Genomic DNA, 16,159 nt, shown 5'->3' on the forward strand with positions numbered 1-16,159 from the left:
GATTCACCATGTCTGTTTTACCGCGTCACCACCGGGTGACGTGGCAATGGCTGCTGGCTTTTGTGCCCGTCAGCGCGTTTGCCACACCCGTTACCCTGCCGCAGGCACTGATTGCTGCGCAGGATTATTCCGCCGAGCTTTCTGCCAGCCGTCACCAGGCAGATGCGCTGGATAACCGCGCCGGTTTGGCCATGCAATTGCCGGATCCGAAGCTGAAATTTGGCATCGAAAATCTGCCGGTCAGCGGCGGCAACACCGACCGGTTTAGCCGTGAAGGCATGACGATGGAACGTATCGGCATCATGCAGGATTACATCAGCAGTGATAAACGTCAGCGCAAAGCGGACACGCTGCGGGCGGAGTCCCGGGAAGTCGCGGCTACCCGCCAAAGTATCCGGGCACGTTTGCAGCGCGAGGCCGCCCTGGCCTGGATGGAGATGGCGATCGGCGGGCAAACTGTCTCGCAATTGCAAAAACTGGTGGACGAAAGTCAGCATCAGATTGGTGTTCAGCGGGGTGGCGTCAGTGGCGGCAGTTCGCTGCCCGCCTCGGTGCTGGACGCACGCCTGACACTTATCAGCATGCAGGACAAACTGACTGAGGCCGGACGCGATGTTCAGCTGGCCCGCACCCGTTTAAGTCAGCTGACAGGTATCGGTCAGCCTGAAATTAACGGCGCCATTCCGTCTTTCACCGAACTTCCGGCGCAGGCGTTACAGGCCGGAAGCGTCGAACAGCATCCTGAAATTATTCAGGCCAGGCGCGAAGCCGAGGTGGCGCAGGCGAAATCCTCACAGTCGGCCATTGCGGCACTGCCCGACGTCGGTGTGGAAGTGTATTACGGCCACCGCGCTGACGGCTATGAAGATCTGGCGGGTGTGATGTTTACCGTTGATCTGCCCCTGTTTACCGCCTCACGTCAGGATAAAGATCACGCCGCCGATCAGTCGATGGCAATGGAAAGCAATGACCGGCTGGCGCAACGGGTACGCGATCATCAGGCGCAGCTGACCAGCTTGCTGACGCAATATCAGGCGGCCACGACATTATGGCAGCGGCAAAAAAATGACGTAATCCCGCTGCAACAGCAGCGTATCAGCGTGATTCAGGCGCAATATCGCGCCGGGAAAAGCAGCCTGAATGAGGTTCTCGACGCCCGCCGTAACCTGATCGACAGCCAGATTGCCGAACGTAATGCCGCGCTGGAAGTGGCCCGTTATTGGGTCGCCCTGCGTTATCTGGCCCCACAGGAGATTCAATAATGACTGATGCTAAAACTTATAGCCTGCTGACCATCACGATCGTGGCCTCGCTGAGCGCCGGTTACGTCGCCGGCCGCCACAGTCATCCGGAACCAACGCAGACAGCTGCCGCGCCCGTCGGGCGCAAAGTGCTGTACTGGTATGATCCGATGACACCCGGCCAGCGTTTTGATAAGCCGGGTAAATCGCCGTTTATGGATATGGAACTGATGCCACGTTACGCCGATGAAGTCACCGGTAACGACGGTGTGACGGTCAGTGCCCGCCAGCAACAGAATCTGGGATTACGCAGTGAGAAAGTGCAACGCCGGGTGTTATCCGCCACGCTGAATGTCTACGGCACGGTCAGTGCCGATGAACGCAGCCTGCGCACCGTCGCCGCGCGTGCGAACGGTTTAGTCGAAAAACTTTACGTTGCCGCCAGTCAGCAGCGGGTGAAAAAGGGCCAGAAACTGGCCACGTTGTGGATCCCCGACTGGACCGCCGCGCAGCAGGAATACCTGGCCGTGCGTCAGCTTGGCGACCGCAGCCTGACCACCGCCGCCCGTCAGCGGCTGGCCTTACAGTTTATGCCGGAAGACATTTTGCGCCGCGTGGATAAAACCGGTCAGCCGCAAAACCGCATCGACGTCGTGGCGCCGGAAGACGGTTATCTCAGTCAGCTTGCCGTACGTGAAGGTGCACAGGTCAGCGCCACGCAGCCGTTGTTCGAACTGACCAGTCTGAAGCAGGTATGGATTGTGATGGATTATCCGCCTTCCGCCGCCAGCCAGATCCGGATCGGCAGCAAAGTCACGGCCAGCGCCGACAGTCAGCCGGGCGAAGTTTTTCACGGCACGGTCAGTGAATTGCTGCCGGATATCGATGCCGTCAGCCGGACACTGAAAGCCCGCGTAATAATGGAGAATCCGCAGGAGACCCTGCGTCCCGGCATGTACCTGAATTTGTCGCCGGATGTCGGTGACGGGGCTGCGGTTCTGGCCATTCCCCAGGAAGCGTTGATCCAGACAGGTAGCCGCAATACCGTGCTGCTCGACGACGGTAACGGGCATTTCACCCCGCAAGCGGTCACCACGGGCGCGACGCGTGATGGCTGGACACAAATACTATCCGGCCTCGATGAAGGCCAGGCGGTGGTGACATCAGGACAGTTCCTGATCGACTCCGAAGCCAGCCTGCGCAGCGCGCTGCCGGCGACAGAAACTCCGCTGTCAGACACGCATCAGCACGGGGGGGATTTATGATTGCCGCCGTGATCCGCTGGTCGCTGAAAAACCGGCTGCTGGTGTTACTCGCCGCGCTGATGATGGCGGGATGGGGCATCTGGTCATTACAAAAAGCCCCGCTCGATGCCCTGCCGGATCTCTCTGACGTGCAGGTGATTGTGCGCGTGAGTTATCCGGGTAAGGCACCGCAAATCATCGAAGATCAGGTGACCTACCCGCTGACCACTACCCTGCTGTCGGTGCCCGGTGCGAAAACCGTGCGCGGTTTTTCAATGTTTGGCGATGCCTATGTTTACGTGCTGTTCGATGACGGCACCGATCCTTACTGGGCGCGCTCCCGCGTGCTGGAATATCTGAGCCAGGTGCAGTCCTCACTGCCGGCAGGTGCAAAAGCCTCGCTGGGGCCGGATGCGACCGGTGTCGGCTGGATTTATGAGTATGTACTGACCGACAAAACCGGCAAACACAGCCTCGAACAACTGCGCGCCCTGCAGGACTGGACGCTGCGTTACGATCTGAAAACGGTGCCGGATGTCTCTGAGGTCGCCAGCATCGGTGGCATGGTGCGTCAGTATCAGGTAGTGGCTGATCCGCAACGAATGCGCGCCCGTGGCGTAACACACCAGCAACTGGTGACCGCGTTGCAAAACGCCAATCAGGAAAGCAGCGGTTCACTGCTGGAAATGGGTGAGGCTGAATATATGGTCCGCACCTCCGGCTATCTCAAAAGTCCGGAGGACTTCAACAACGTGGTGGTGACGGTTAACAGCGGGATCCCGGTGCTGCTGGCGGATGTTGCCACCGTGCGTACCGGCCCGGAACTGCGGCGCGGTGTGGCGGAGCTCAACGGTGAAGGCGAGGTGGCGGGCGGCGTAATTATTATGCGCTCGGGTAAAAACGCACTGGAAACCCTGAAAGCGGTCAAACAGCGGTTACATGCTCTCGCCCGCACATTGCCGGCGGGCGTGGAGATTGTACCGGTGTACGATCGTCAGCCACTGATCGAAAATGCCATCGACACGTTATCCCATAAATTACTGGAAGAGTTTGTGGTAGTTGCGGTGGTTTGCGCGCTGTTTCTGTTTCACTTCCGCTCTGCGCTGGTGGCCATTATCACCCTGCCGCTTGGCATTCTCGGTGCATTTATCGTCATGCATTATCAGGGCGTCAGCGCCAATATCATGTCACTGGGCGGCATCGCGATTGCCATCGGTGCGATGGTCGATGCCGCGATTGTGATGATCGAGAATATGCATAAGGTACTGGAACAGTGGCGGCATGAGCATCCCGGTCAGCAACCGGCACCGGCAGATTACTGGAAAGTGTCTGAGCGGGCTGCCACGGAAGTCGGTCCGGCGCTGTTTTGCAGTTTGCTGATCATCACCCTGTCGTTTATTCCGGTGTTTTCGCTGGAAGCACAGGAGGGCCGGATGTTTTCCCCGCTGGCATTCACCAAAACTTATGCGATGGCGGTGTCTGCCGGGCTGGGCATCACGCTGGTACCGGTGCTGATGGGCTATTTTATCCGTGGCAAAATTCCTGATGAGAATGCCAGCCCGCTCAACCGCTGGCTGGTCGCTGTCTATCAGCCGGCCCTTTCCGCCGTGCTGAAACGCCCGAAAATCACGCTGTTATGCAGCGGTCTGTTCCTGCTGGTGTCCCTGTATCCGCTGGCAAAACTGGGCAGTGAATTTATGCCGCCGCTCGATGAAGGCGACCTGCTGTATATGCCGTCGACGCTGCCGGGGATTTCAGCCCGGGAAGCGGCGCGGCTGTTGCAGCAAACGGACCGGTTAATCAAAACAGTGCCGGAGGTCGCCAGTGTATTTGGCAAAGCCGGACGGGCAGACAGCGCCACTGACCCGGCTCCCCTGACGATGGTCGAAACCACGATCCGCTTTAAACCGCGCGACCAGTGGCGGCCGGGTATGACACCGGACAAACTGGTGACGGAGCTCGACAATGCGGTGAAATTACCGGGTATCGCCAATGTCTGGGTACCGCCTATCCGCAACCGTCTCGACATGCTGGCCACCGGCATCAAAAGCCCCGTAGGCATTAAGGTGAACGGTAATAATATTGCGCAAATCGAGCAGATTGCTCAGCAGATCGAGCATATCGTGAAAAAAGTGCCGGGTGTAACCTCAGCGCTGGCCGAAAGGCTGGAAGGCGGCCGTTACGTCGATATTACAATCAACCGGCGCGAAGCTGCACGTTACGGTGTCACGGTTGCTGAACTACAATCGCTGGTCTCGACACTGGTCGGTGGAGAAAATATCGGTGAAACCCTGGAAGGCCGCGAACGTTATCCGATCAACCTGCGCTATCCGCGTGAACTGCGGGACAACGGGCAGGCGCTGCGTGACTTACCGGTGCTGACAGCCTCCGGTGCACAGGTACCGTTGTCGGCGTTGGCATCGGTCAGCGTCACCGACGGTCCGCCGATGCTGAAAAGTGAGAACGCCCGTCTTTCTGACTGGATCTATGTTGACTTGCGCGGACGCGATTTGAAATCTGCGGTCGACGACATGCAACGGGCGGTGAACCAGCAGGTAAAATTACCGGAAGGCGTGACGGTCAGCTGGTCAGGACAATTTGAGTATCTTGAGCGCGCTACGGCAAAACTGAAAATAGTGCTGCCGGTGACCCTTCTGATTATCTTCGTACTGTTATATGTCACGTTCAGCAGTGTCCGTGACGCGCTGCTGATCATGGCGGCCTTGCCGTTTGCCCTGACCGGCGGCGTCTGGTTGTTGTTCCTGCTCAGCTTCAATTTGTCGGTCGCCGCCGCCGTCGGCTTTATCGCCCTGGCCGGTGTCGCTGCTGAATTCGGGGTAATCATGGTGTTGTATCTGAATCAGGCGGTGCAGCGCCAGCAGAAAGCCGGTGAGGAGATGAGTGAGGCAGAACTGTGCGACGCCATTCATCATGGCGCGGTGTTGCGTGTCCGGCCAAAAGCCATGACCGTCGCCACAATTATGGCGGGTTTACTGCCGATCATGTGGGGAAGCGGCACCGGTTCAGAAGTGATGCAGCGCATCGCCGCGCCGATGATCGGCGGCATGGTGAGTGCCCCGCTGCTGTCGATGCTGGTGATCCCGGCGGTTTATTTGCTGATACATCGGAGGCGGAATTAGCACTTGCAGTGCAGGCCTGATCGAGAAAATTTCGGTTTCTCACGTGCGGTGCTTACCTGACGCGCTGCGCCGAAACCGCCCAAGAGGGAGAAGTGCTTTCTCCCTCTTGGATCTCCCTCCGCTTTTTTACTGCGCGCTATCGCAGTCGGCCATGTTTCAGGTACATCAGTGACCGGCTGGAAATCTTGCCGCTACGCGGTGCCTTCTCTCGGTCCTGGAGCCTCTGGTCTCCAGGCCGCTCCGCTCAGCAAGATTTCTGAATCGCCCGCACGATCTTAAATTCAAAACCAATCCGCTTTTCATATCAAAATCAGTGAGGTTGTGAAGTAGAAGCCTGAGGCCGGTTCCAAAATCACGCCGGACGAGAGGTGGAAAACCGCGTGTCTTTATTACGCGGGTTGTAACCCGAAGGGAGGGAACCGCGCAGCGGCGGGATTTTGCGGCTATCGCTGTGATGCCTGAAACATAGCCAGCAAGCGGAGCGCGCAGTGAAAGAGCCGGAGATTCTTAAGAGGCGCGGCGATAGGCGCCTCTTAAGGCCAGTTTGGGTGGCAACCCAAGGTTTTGTCGGTGTGGGCCGACGCCCACGACCTTGAAGTTGAAGTTAAAACGGCGTGTGGGACCGTAATCCCACACATATCATTCTTCTGCCGGAACGACCCGATCATTCGTTTTCTCAAGGATCATCGTCTGCGTCTGACTCAGACTGATCCCCGCTGCCCGCAGCATTTTGAGGATTTCGTACAGCAAATCACTGCGCGTAGCGCTGACCATGCGCGGACTGTTCACGTAGCCGGTCACACTCAGCACGATCCCGGTCGGGCCGAGTTCTTTAAAACTGACCGATGGCGCAGGCGCTTCCAGAATGGATTCATGCAGATTGTAGGCTTCCAGTAATAAGGTGCGTACCTGTTCAGGGTCGATATCCAGCGGGAACGTCAGCGTGATGGTCGCCACGCCCTGCGCATTACCCATGGTGGCATTGCGTACGTTCTGTGAAATCAGCTGTGAGTTCGGCACAATCACCGTTGATTTATCACCGAGCTGAATTTCCGTAGCACGCACATTGATGCGACGGATATCCCCTTCCACACCGCTGATGCTGATCAAATCCCCGACTTTTACCGGACGCTCGGTCAGCAGGATCAGACCGGAGATAAAGTTCTTCACAATCTCCTGTAAACCAAAACCGATACCGACCGACAAGGCGCTGACGATCCACGCCAGTTTATTCCATTCAATGCCCAGCGACGACAGCGTCAGCAGGATGATCAGCACGTAGCCGACGTTGGTGAACAGTGTCACCAGCGACGCACGCATACCACGATCCATCATGGTTTTAGGCAGAAAATCGTTATCCAGCCAGCGGCGTGCCGAGCGCAAAATATACCAACCGATCACCAGACACAGCACCGCGTTGACCGCATGCGCCGGAATGATGTTCATGCTTTCGAGACCTTTTCCGCCCCAGATATCGACGATTTTGGCCAGCAGTTCCAGCGGGGTTGTCGTCCCGAAAGTCCCGTTAAGCAGCGCGACGGCGGCCATCAGCAGCAGTGCGGTTTTGCCGATTGCCGAGAATAAGGTTGCGGCCAGGGACAGATGACGGTCATTAACGCTCAGCGTGCCTTTCAGGATTTTGCCGCTGTGTGTTGTCGGTGAAAACAGGCTTTCGCACAGGTCAACCACAAAATGGATCAGCAGATACAGACAACTGACCACCAGACCTATCCACAGCAGTTCAAAGGTCACAAAACGGGCCAGCGGAATATAGCCAATCAGCAGCGCCATCAGAATGACAAATGCCGTCAGGCTTATTACCAGGTGGATAAGCCCGGCCAGCGTGGAGCGTGCTTCGGTCTGCTCGCCTTCGGCCTTCATCTTGCGACGCATACGGTTGATACGCACCGGCGCGATCAGGCAGTTGAGCGCCACAAGTAACGCCGCCAGCCCGTTGCCAAATAACGTTGCCGAAACGCTGGCACCGACCAGATTGTTTAGCTGTTCAATAATACCGAACAGGAAGATAAAGGTCGCCAGCAGGATCGGGAACGACGCCAGTGTTTTGGCCAGCGGATCAGCAATGCCCGGCAAACGCCATGACGGATGATTGTTGGAAAGTAACGCAATGCCCAGGCCTGCGATCACGGCGGAGAAATAGGTCAGCTCGACCAGTTGTTCAGCGAACTCTGTCACCCACGGTGAGGTATCCGGCAGACGTGTGAAAATATACCCGAGCAACTGAACACTGATGCCGAGCGTCAGCGTGGTGCTCAGCGTAGTGAAACAAGCCAGGAAACTGCGACGAAAACGCCCTTGCGGTAACCAGCGCGGCAGGATCCAGTTTATCGGTCTGTCGAGTACGCGACGCCCCGCCAGACCAATCGCCAGCGCCAGTAACAGGTAAATCGCGGTGCCGATGCGCCAGTCATCACTCCACGCCTGCGCCCAGGCGTCCTTAACCTGCGAACCGAAATCATCAAAACGCGCCGCATCGTCAGCGTTTGGCGTAATGAGCGGTGTCCAGAAATTGCCACCGAGAATGCTACCGGTATTGAGCGCAATCTGCGTTTTCAGCGCATCGCGACGTAATCCGGCGATTTGCGAAGACAGGTTTTGCGCGCCAACGGAGATGGCTTTGGTCTGCTCAATTTGCGTAGTCAGCAGCGTTTTGCTGTTGTTGAGCTTATTACGCTGGCTGATCACCTGCGGCGTTTCAGTGATGGTACCCGGCGCAGGTGCCGGACCCAGCACGTCGAGCTGCGCCTGTACCTGCGCCAGTTCCGGTGTCAGCGCGGCCGTCAGCTTGTCGGCATCTTCGGCCAGTTTCTGCGCTGCATCAGTCAGTCCGGTAAATTTCTTATCGGTTTTTGCCGAAGAGACCTGCTGTTTAAGCTGATCCAGACGCTTTTGTAATGCCGGCAGCGCAATCGTGGCGTTAACTTTAACCGGTTGTTCCGCCGTGGCGGGCTGGCCTGTACTTTCGTCGGCCTGGCTCAGCACCGGCGTTATCAGCAGACATGACAACAATGCCAGCAATAACGGCACTCTTAACATTTTTTGCATAGAAGGATGATTCCGGGAGTTCAGGAAATTATTGTTTGAAAAATCCGGCTAAGAATACGCTTTCTCAGCCGGAAAAATAGCGTTTAACTCTCTGAAAAGAGCCTGGGATTTAGTTGTTTTTACCTAGCATCATTCTGAGTATAGCCGCAGACTCTGCAGGCCTGAGCGCCAGGATACCGGAATAGAGGCTGACAGAGATTTCACACACTTTTTCGCGATCGACATCCGGCTGGGTCAGATCATTGAACATCTGTAACTGCTCGCCGTACATACTGGCCAGCGCCTCACGCACCGGTGCCATCATCTGCACCACTTTCTCCGTGCTTACAGGTGCTGGCATAGCAGTTTGCCCGCTGCCGGTTGCCAGCAGTAAATCATTCATGGTGTCGAGATCTTTGCGGAACAGTTCCGGCGGCAGCACCTGCGCGGTGTTCACACCGCCGCTGACTTGTGGATAAAGAAATTTAAAACAGCTGCCGTCTTTGCGCGCCTGCAGGGTCTGCATTTCTTCCAGATTCACCTGCATCGCCTGGTTCACATTGGCGTCCGGTGCATGGCTGATACGCTGCGAGAGCAGCGCTGACACCATCGGTTTAACGGTATCAATGGCTTCCTGCTGCGGTTTTCCTTCTTTCTTCATCGTCAGAATATGACTGCGGATCTGCGCATACAGGGCCGGTTCCTGCATTCTGATGGTGTTATACAACGGCAATGCAGCCAGCGCCTGATCAATTTTCTGCTCTTCGCTGTTGCCTGCCAGACGCGGCTTGATCACACCGCCCCACAACAGGTTGCCACCGATGATCAGCACCAGAAATAAGGTTACCGCAGGTACCCGGCCAATTTTGCCTTTTTTGTGTAATGCGCCAATCAGCGATCCCATCACTGCGCCACTGATGCCCCACACCATCACTTCATTCCAGTTCATTTTCCATTGCCTTCAGTAAAAAAATTTAGTGACTTCCAATCTGTGCGACCGCATCACGACTGGCATCAATACGTGCCTGTCCGTGCAGTTCGTGTAATTTGCCCTGTCGCATCTCCAGGAGTCGATCGGCGTGTTCAAAATAGTGATCATCATGGCTGATTGCCAGCACGGTTTTACCCATGTCACGCAATTGTGGCAACAGCTCACGGTAGAACGTACGGCGGAACTGCGGATCCTGATCGGCAGCCCACTCGTCGAGCAACAGGAAATCTCGCCCTTCGGCTGCCGCCAGCAACAGCGCCACACGCTTACGCTGTCCGGCAGACAGTTGCAGGTTAGTCACCTCATGGCCGCTGAACTGAAGTTTTTCTTTCATTTTCAGGCGTTGCAGCCAGTCTTCCACCAGCAGCGGATCAGGCTTCTGCCCCTGCGGACCCAGCAACTGACCGAAGAGGTGGAAATCAGTGAACACCGCCGAGAAAATCTGCCGGTATTGTTCGGCGTTTTCAGCAGTGACCGGCACGCCGTCAAGCAGGATTTGCCCGGAACGCGGCTGATACAAACCGGTCAGCAGCATCGCCATCGTCGATTTACCGCTGCCGTTGCCGCCAATCAGGAACACCAGTTCGCCACGGGTGAGTATCAGGTTCAGCGGACCTACGCCAAAACCTTCGCCTTCTTCTTTGCCGGCGTAACTGAACGTCAGGTCGCGCAGTTCAAGGGTGTGCCATTTTCCGCTGGCCAGGGCAGGTGTAAAGGCTTCTTTATACTCTGCCAGTTTAAGCGCTTTCAGTTTATCGAAAGCCACCTGCGCGCTGAGCAGCGTCGGCAATGCGCCTACTGCCTGTAACATCGGCGTACGCAGGAACAACAGCGTCAGGGAATAGGTCGCGGCAACGTCGGTATCCGACCAGCCCAGCGTGTTCGCCATGAAGAACACCAGGCCAATCGCGCCAAGCATCATAATATTGGACCAGTTCACGGCGCTGAGGTGGAAGGTATCAGCGCGGATAATGTGATGCCGGTACTCCTGCGCATCTTTACGGTACACATCATCAAACAAATGACGGGCGCGCTCGCGGTTCAGCGCCAGTTCCCTGCGCCCTTCAATCACTTTCTGATAATCGCTTTGCAGCTTGTCTTCAGCATCGCGCACTTTCGCCAGATGGCGATAAACATGTGATACCAGTTTGAAACCCCCGAAAATGGTGATCAGCAGCCAGATCACCGTCACCAGCAGCATTTCCGGCGACAACCACGCCAGATAACCGGCGCAGCCAAGGGTCAGAATAATCCCCTGCACCAGCTCCGGTAAGCGCACAAACGCCAGCGTGATATTACGGATGTCGCTGCCGAGGCTGGCAAGCAGTTGCGCATTGCCGATTTGCTCAATGCGTTCGATATCAGTATCAAGGATACGTTTAATGAACTGGCCGCGCAGACGGTAAATGAAATGATGACCCAGCACAGTCAGTGCCAGCTGTGAGCCCAGCGTGACGGCCATCAGCAGCAGCAGTAATCCGAGGAATTGCGGAAGAACACTCAGGGAGCCTTGTGTGGTTTCAATCAGCTTGAGATTGATAAACGCGATCAGCCCGATACCCAGAACGGCGCTGAGCAGGCTCAGCGCCATAACGCCTAAAAACGGCCAGCGATATTGCTTAAAGACAACACGTAACAACTCCATGAATTTTTCTCATTCTGAATGCAGGGAAATAATGCTGCACGCAGTTTAATGACACGCATTGCCATATCAAGAACAATTCTCATTTTACCCGCGTATCCTGACGGATCACCATGCGCTCGAACTTGCCGGCAACCACCAGATAGCCAAACATGCCCAGCAAACCGTGCGCACCGACAAACCACAGCGCGAGGTTAAAGGAGCCGGTTACCGCGACGATATAACCGATCACGACAGGGGTAATAATCCCGGCAACGTTGCCCAGGCAGTTAAACACCCCGCCGCTCAGGCCGATCATTTTCTCCGGTGCGGTATCCGACATCACCGCCCAGCCGATGGCCGATAAGCCTTTGCCGAAAAATGCCAGCGTCATCAGCGCAATCACCGCCGCATCAGTGGTGACAAAATTGGCCATGGCCAGCATCGCCGCGAAGAACATCCCGAGCACAAACGGCGTTTTACGCGCTTTCGACGGGCTGACACCGCGGCGGATCATATAATCTGACATTACGCCACCGAGTACACCGCCTGTAAAACCACAGATGGCCGGTAACGCCACCACCCATCCGGCTTCCATGACCGTCATCCCCCGCCCTTTGATCAGGTAAATCGGGAACCAGGTCATAAAGAAGTAACTCATCGAGGTGATGCAGTACTGGCCGATATAAATGCCCCACAGCGTCCGGCTCTGGAAGAGTTGCATCACTTCACGCAAGGTGAATCGCTGACGTGAGGCTCGGCGGTTCAGTTCCAGATCAACCAGCGCACCGTTGGCGCGGATGTGTTCGAGTTCGGCTGGTTTAATGTGCGGACTGCTGTGTGGCTCTTTGTACAATGCGAACCAGAGGATCCCGGCAATCAGCCCGACGCAGCCCATCCACAGGAACACATGTTCCCAGCCCAGCGCGTGGGTCAGCCACGCCATGATCGGCGTAAACACGCCGATCGCCATGTATTGTGCGGAATTAAACAGTGAAGTGGCGGTGCCGCGTTCGTTGGTCGGGAACCAGCAGGCGACGATGCGCGCATTGGCAGGAAACGCCGGCGACTCCACCAGCCCGAGCATGAAGCGCAGGAAAAACAGCATGATTGCCGCCGAAATCCCGCTGACCCCGAACCAGCCCACCGTGCCCTGCAACAAAGTAAAGACGGACCAGAACACCAGACTGCAACCGTACACCCGCCGTGCGCCGTATTTATCCAGCAGCCAGCCGCCGGGAATTTGCCCGATCATATACGCCCAGGCGAACGCCGAAAAAACCATGCCGAGCATGACCGGATCCAGATTCAGCACCCGCGAGACTTCGGTACCGGCAATCGACAGCGTGGCACGGTCGGCGTAGTTAATCACCGTGATGGCAAAAATCATCCCGAGAACCACGTAACGGAAATGACCCGGTTTTGCCGCTTCAGCCGCTGACTCACGGATGACCGGCTTTGCGTTATCTGACACATCTGTAGGGGACGTCATGTTTTCTCTCCAGACTTATGATTGCATTCCCTGCTTTTTGTGACCGGATGCACAGTTTTTGGCGTTTCGGCCACGCCATTTAGATCTAAAAAATCCAAATTAATTAACAGAGTAGAAACATTTAACGATACGGTCTAAGTTAAAAAGACAATGGAACAAGTCAAAAATTGAATGATTGAATTAAACCAGTTGCGCTGTTTTGTAGCGGTCGCGGAGGAATTACATTTCGGCCGGGCGGCAAAAAGATTGTTCATGACGCAGCCACCGCTGAGCCGTCAGATCCAGTTACTCGAGCATGCGCTGGGTGCGCGTTTACTCGAACGGACCAACCGGCACGTCAGCCTGACGGCCTCGGGCAAGACATTTTTGCGCGATGCAAAACTGATCCTCGAATTTACCGGGCAGGCACAGGAGACGGTAAAACGGGTTGAAAAAGGAGAAATTGGCCGGCTGACGTTGGGATTCACAGCGGTCAGTGGTTACTGGCAGATCCCGCAGATTATTGCGCTGGCTGCAAAGGAATTACCTGAAATCACGCTGGTGATGAAGGAAATGGTGTCGTCAGCGCAGCTTCAGGCACTGGCGGCACGCACGCTGGATATCGGCTTTGTGCGCCAGCCTGTGGCGTTATTTCCGCTGGCCTATCACTGCGTGCTGCGCGAGCCGTTATGCGTTGCGCTGCCTGCCTCATCCGCACTGACCGCAAAACCGCGCATCCGTCTGCGTGACTTCGCCGGACAGCCATTCATTATGTACTCCGCCAGCGAAGGTAAATATTTTTACGACTGTATCGCCGGGCTGTTTGCGCAGGCTAATGTCGTGCCACATTACGTTCAACATTGCAGCCAGACCCATACCATTCTCGGGCTGGTGCGCGCCGGTGTCGGGCTGGCGATTGTGCCGGAAAGTGCCCGCCAGCTGGCCTTTTCAGGCATCGAATTCCGCCCGCTCAGCCACCCGGACGCCTTCGCTGAAATCCATATGGCGTGGCGTCAGGATGGTGAAACCCCCGCGCTGCTGGCGTTCAGACAAATGGTGACAGCACATAGCGCGGCGCAGAATATACCTGCGCCGCGGCGTAAGCCCCGTGCTCAAAAATCAGCGTAAATTAAGCGAATACAGCGCCGGCACACCGCCTGCGGTGCTGACGATGTCAAGACGGATCCGCCGGACAGACCGGGCGGACGGGATATTATGCTCACAGACTGAGTGCCGGTTACCCGTCACTTCCGCCAGCAACTCATCGTCTGCCCACAGGCGGTAATGCGTCACGCAATGCGGCGTCACCGCCAGCGCATGCCCCATCTGCACGCTTTCCATCGCATTATCAAAATCGTTATCAAATATCAGCGTCAGCGCCTGTATCTTCTGCGGCGTTTCCCAGTGCCAGCATACGGAAGGCGCAGGATCATTCAGGTCAGGCACCCAGGCGTTTGTTTGCTGCTCCGGACGCAGACGGCCATTTAGCAGATTACCGGCAGCGTAACAACGCAGCGCAGGCTGGCAGCGCAGTGCCGGGAGGATCTGATTCGGGTGGCGGCGCGGCAGCCAGAAATCAAACTCATCCACACCATAATCGCCGTCTGCAATCTGCCGCGTGTGTTTTGCCACGCGTGCATTCAGGCTGTTGAAAACGGTCATGATGCCGGGCAGAAGTTTCCCGCTCAGGGCGATATCCACCTGTTTATTGCTTTCAAAAGCGATAAACAGGTATTCGTCGCGCAGGCTCTGATGAGTAAATTTCACCGTATATTCCCCCTGACCGCTGACCTGAATTTCGCACGCATCCAGCGGGGTATCCGCCGTGAAATTCCCCACACGCGCTGATCCCAGCAGGCTGACTTTCAGCGGCTGCGGCGATGTGGAACGCAACGTAAAATGCATTACCGGCAGCGTTTCCCCGGCTTTCAGCGGCAGAAGCAATGCCATCCGCGCGTCAAGGGACGTCCATTCCCCGCTGGCGGCAAGTTCACGCAGTAACAGTTCGCTGCTGACCGAGACCTGCGCGCCCTGTGCCGGGTCTTCCAGCCACTGGCGCGGAATATAACAACCGGTCTGTTGCAGATGCTGTTGCAGCGCGCCGATGCGGTTTTTCTCCGCCAGTTGCGGCGCATTCAGCTGCCCGCGATGGCACAGTGCAGCGGCGCGACCGGCCACTTCGCCCAGTAAACCGCAGGTACACATCACCCGCGCACTGCCAAACGCCACATGGGAAGCCGAGATCAGCCGTCCGGTGAGAAACAGGTTTTCCAGCGAGCGGCTGTACAGGCTGCGGTAAGGGATGGTGTAAGTGCCTTTGCTGTGGAACTGGCGACAGCCGTCATGTTTGCTGTAAACACCATCAGCGGGATGCAAATCGATCGACCAGCCACCGTAAGCCACCGCGTCATAATGGTCGCGCTGTTCAATAATGTCCTGCTGGCAAAGGATATGGTCGCCGACAAACCGGCGGCTTTCGCGTTTGCCGGGAATGGCGCCGACCCATTCGATGGTCATGCAGGCGGCTTCCGGAAACTGGCCGGAGTTCTTAATGTGATCCCACACGCCCCAAACTATTTTCCACAGCTCCCATTTGATTTCTTCGCTGTCGTGGACGGTATCCAGCCGCCCGCCCCATTCCAGCCACCACAAATCACAACCGTTGAGCGTGGAGGTCAGACGGGTATAGCGCGGGATCTCTTCAATATTTTGCAGGGCAAAAGACGGCGGAACGAAATCCACCGGCGCCCCGCCTTTTTTGGTGTAGAAATAGATCGAGTGCCCGAGCTTATGACCGAAGTTATCACCCGGTGCCATTTTTTCACCGAATTCGCCAGGATCTTCCGCACCAACACGGTATTCCGCTCCGGCCAGATGCCCGAGTACGCCGTCACCGGTCGCATCGCAAAACTGTGTGGCGCTGATGTTGTAGAAGGTTTCGTTGATGGCGTTAAAACCTTTCACCCGTATGATTTTTCTCCCTTCGGTTTCCACCTCAAACAGGGCGGTATTGAGCAACAATGTCAGGTTCGGCTCGCTTCTGGCCATATCCAGTAACACCAGATCAAACATCACCGGATTGCCTTCTTTGTTGCGGTAAAGGTTTTCCTCCATGATTTCGCCCATGATACCGCCCTCGCGTGCCCAGCGGTTGTTGTTGCCCATATGCGAGGTGGCGCCATTCGCCCATAAGCGGACTTCGCTCGAGGCATTGCCGCCCAGCACCGGCCGGTCCTGAACCAGCACGACTTTCAGCCCGTCACGTGCAGCGGCCAATGCAGCACACAGCCCGGCCAGACCGCCACCGGCGACCAGAAAATCAGTGTGCATCTGTTGTTGCGGAAATTCACGGGCACCGGTTTGCGGAAAAATTTGCATAAAGTTTGTTTCCTCTAAAACTGACGAT

At 56.4% G+C, this 16,159-nt stretch carries 9 protein-coding genes; 4 read left to right on the top strand and 5 right to left on the bottom strand.

The window, feature by feature from the left end; translation table 11 throughout:
• The first annotated feature begins 8 nt into the window (after window positions 1-8).
• The 3 genes from EVX52_RS05980 to EVX52_RS05990 are packed head-to-tail and all read left to right on the top strand — an operon-like array spanning window position 9 to window position 5,625.
• Window positions 9-1,262, top strand: coding sequence for a TolC family protein (locus EVX52_RS05980; RefSeq protein WP_129990835.1), 1,254 nt, complete (start codon window positions 9-11; stop codon window positions 1,260-1,262).
• Window positions 1,262-2,506 carry an efflux RND transporter periplasmic adaptor subunit gene (locus tag EVX52_RS05985; RefSeq protein WP_129990836.1) on the top strand — a complete coding sequence of 415 codons (1,245 nt, stop codon included), beginning with the start codon at window positions 1,262-1,264 and terminating at the stop codon, window positions 2,504-2,506. The genes EVX52_RS05980 and EVX52_RS05985 overlap by 1 nt, the downstream gene beginning before the upstream one ends.
• A complete protein-coding gene (locus EVX52_RS05990) occupies window positions 2,503-5,625 on the top strand; it encodes an efflux RND transporter permease subunit (protein WP_129990837.1) in 3,123 nt (1,040 codons plus the stop codon). The genes EVX52_RS05985 and EVX52_RS05990 overlap by 4 nt, the downstream gene beginning before the upstream one ends.
• Before the next feature lie 639 nt (window positions 5,626-6,264).
• Here EVX52_RS05990 and EVX52_RS05995 read toward each other — a convergent pair.
• The 4 genes from EVX52_RS05995 to EVX52_RS06010 form a co-directional block, all read right to left on the bottom strand.
• Window positions 6,265-8,691 carry a DUF3772 domain-containing protein gene (locus tag EVX52_RS05995; protein WP_129951061.1) on the bottom strand — a complete coding sequence of 809 codons (2,427 nt, stop codon included), beginning with the start codon at window positions 8,689-8,691 and terminating at the stop codon, window positions 6,265-6,267.
• A gap of 109 nt (window positions 8,692-8,800) precedes the next feature.
• Window positions 8,801-9,619: a hypothetical protein gene (locus EVX52_RS06000; protein WP_129990838.1), complete on the bottom strand. Its 819-nt coding sequence runs from the start codon at window positions 9,617-9,619 to the stop codon at window positions 8,801-8,803.
• Window positions 9,620-9,644: 25 nt separating this feature from the next.
• On the bottom strand, window positions 9,645-11,306 hold the full coding sequence (locus EVX52_RS06005; protein WP_129990839.1) for a multidrug ABC transporter permease/ATP-binding protein: 1,662 nt from the start codon (window positions 11,304-11,306) through the stop codon (window positions 9,645-9,647).
• Window positions 11,307-11,385: 79 nt separating this feature from the next.
• The gene (locus EVX52_RS06010; RefSeq protein WP_129951058.1) at window positions 11,386-12,774 is read right to left on the bottom strand and encodes an MFS transporter; all 1,389 of its coding nucleotides are present in this window, start codon (window positions 12,772-12,774) and stop codon (window positions 11,386-11,388) included.
• Between the two features lie 171 nt (window positions 12,775-12,945).
• On the opposite strand from EVX52_RS06010, the gene EVX52_RS06015 reads away from it, so the two are divergent.
• Window positions 12,946-13,881 (top strand): LysR family transcriptional regulator, encoded by a 936-nt coding sequence (locus EVX52_RS06015; RefSeq protein WP_129990840.1) that lies wholly within the window; start codon window positions 12,946-12,948, stop codon window positions 13,879-13,881.
• Here the strand turns inward: EVX52_RS06015 and EVX52_RS06020 are convergent.
• Window positions 13,873-16,131, bottom strand: coding sequence for an FAD-dependent oxidoreductase (locus EVX52_RS06020; protein ID WP_129990841.1), 2,259 nt, complete (start codon window positions 16,129-16,131; stop codon window positions 13,873-13,875). The two genes, EVX52_RS06015 and EVX52_RS06020, sit on opposite strands and share 9 nt — an antisense overlap.
• Window positions 16,132-16,159: the final 28 nt, after the last annotated feature.

The organism is Rahnella sp. CFA14(1/10) (genome assembly GCF_004195095.1).
GTDB classification, from domain to species: Bacteria; Pseudomonadota; Gammaproteobacteria; order Enterobacterales; family Enterobacteriaceae; genus Rahnella; species Rahnella perminowiae.

Bases quoted from the DNA above. Each gene is read 5' to 3' on its own strand.
- EVX52_RS05980 (WP_129990835.1), top strand. From the start codon at position 9: ATGTCTGTTTTACCGCGTCACCACCGGGTGACGTGGCAATGGCTGCTG.
- EVX52_RS05995 (WP_129951061.1), bottom strand. From the start codon at position 8,691: ATGCAAAAAATGTTAAGAGTGCCGTTATTGCTGGCATTGTTGTCATGT.
- EVX52_RS05985 (WP_129990836.1), top strand. From the start codon at position 1,262: ATGACTGATGCTAAAACTTATAGCCTGCTGACCATCACGATCGTGGCC.
- EVX52_RS05990 (WP_129990837.1), top strand. From the start codon at position 2,503: ATGATTGCCGCCGTGATCCGCTGGTCGCTGAAAAACCGGCTGCTGGTG.
- EVX52_RS06020 (WP_129990841.1), bottom strand. From the start codon at position 16,131: ATGCAAATTTTTCCGCAAACCGGTGCCCGTGAATTTCCGCAACAACAG.
- EVX52_RS06000 (WP_129990838.1), bottom strand. From the start codon at position 9,619: ATGAACTGGAATGAAGTGATGGTGTGGGGCATCAGTGGCGCAGTGATG.
- EVX52_RS06015 (WP_129990840.1), top strand. From the start codon at position 12,946: ATGATTGAATTAAACCAGTTGCGCTGTTTTGTAGCGGTCGCGGAGGAA.
- EVX52_RS06010 (WP_129951058.1), bottom strand. From the start codon at position 12,774: ATGACGTCCCCTACAGATGTGTCAGATAACGCAAAGCCGGTCATCCGT.
- EVX52_RS06005 (WP_129990839.1), bottom strand. From the start codon at position 11,306: ATGGAGTTGTTACGTGTTGTCTTTAAGCAATATCGCTGGCCGTTTTTA.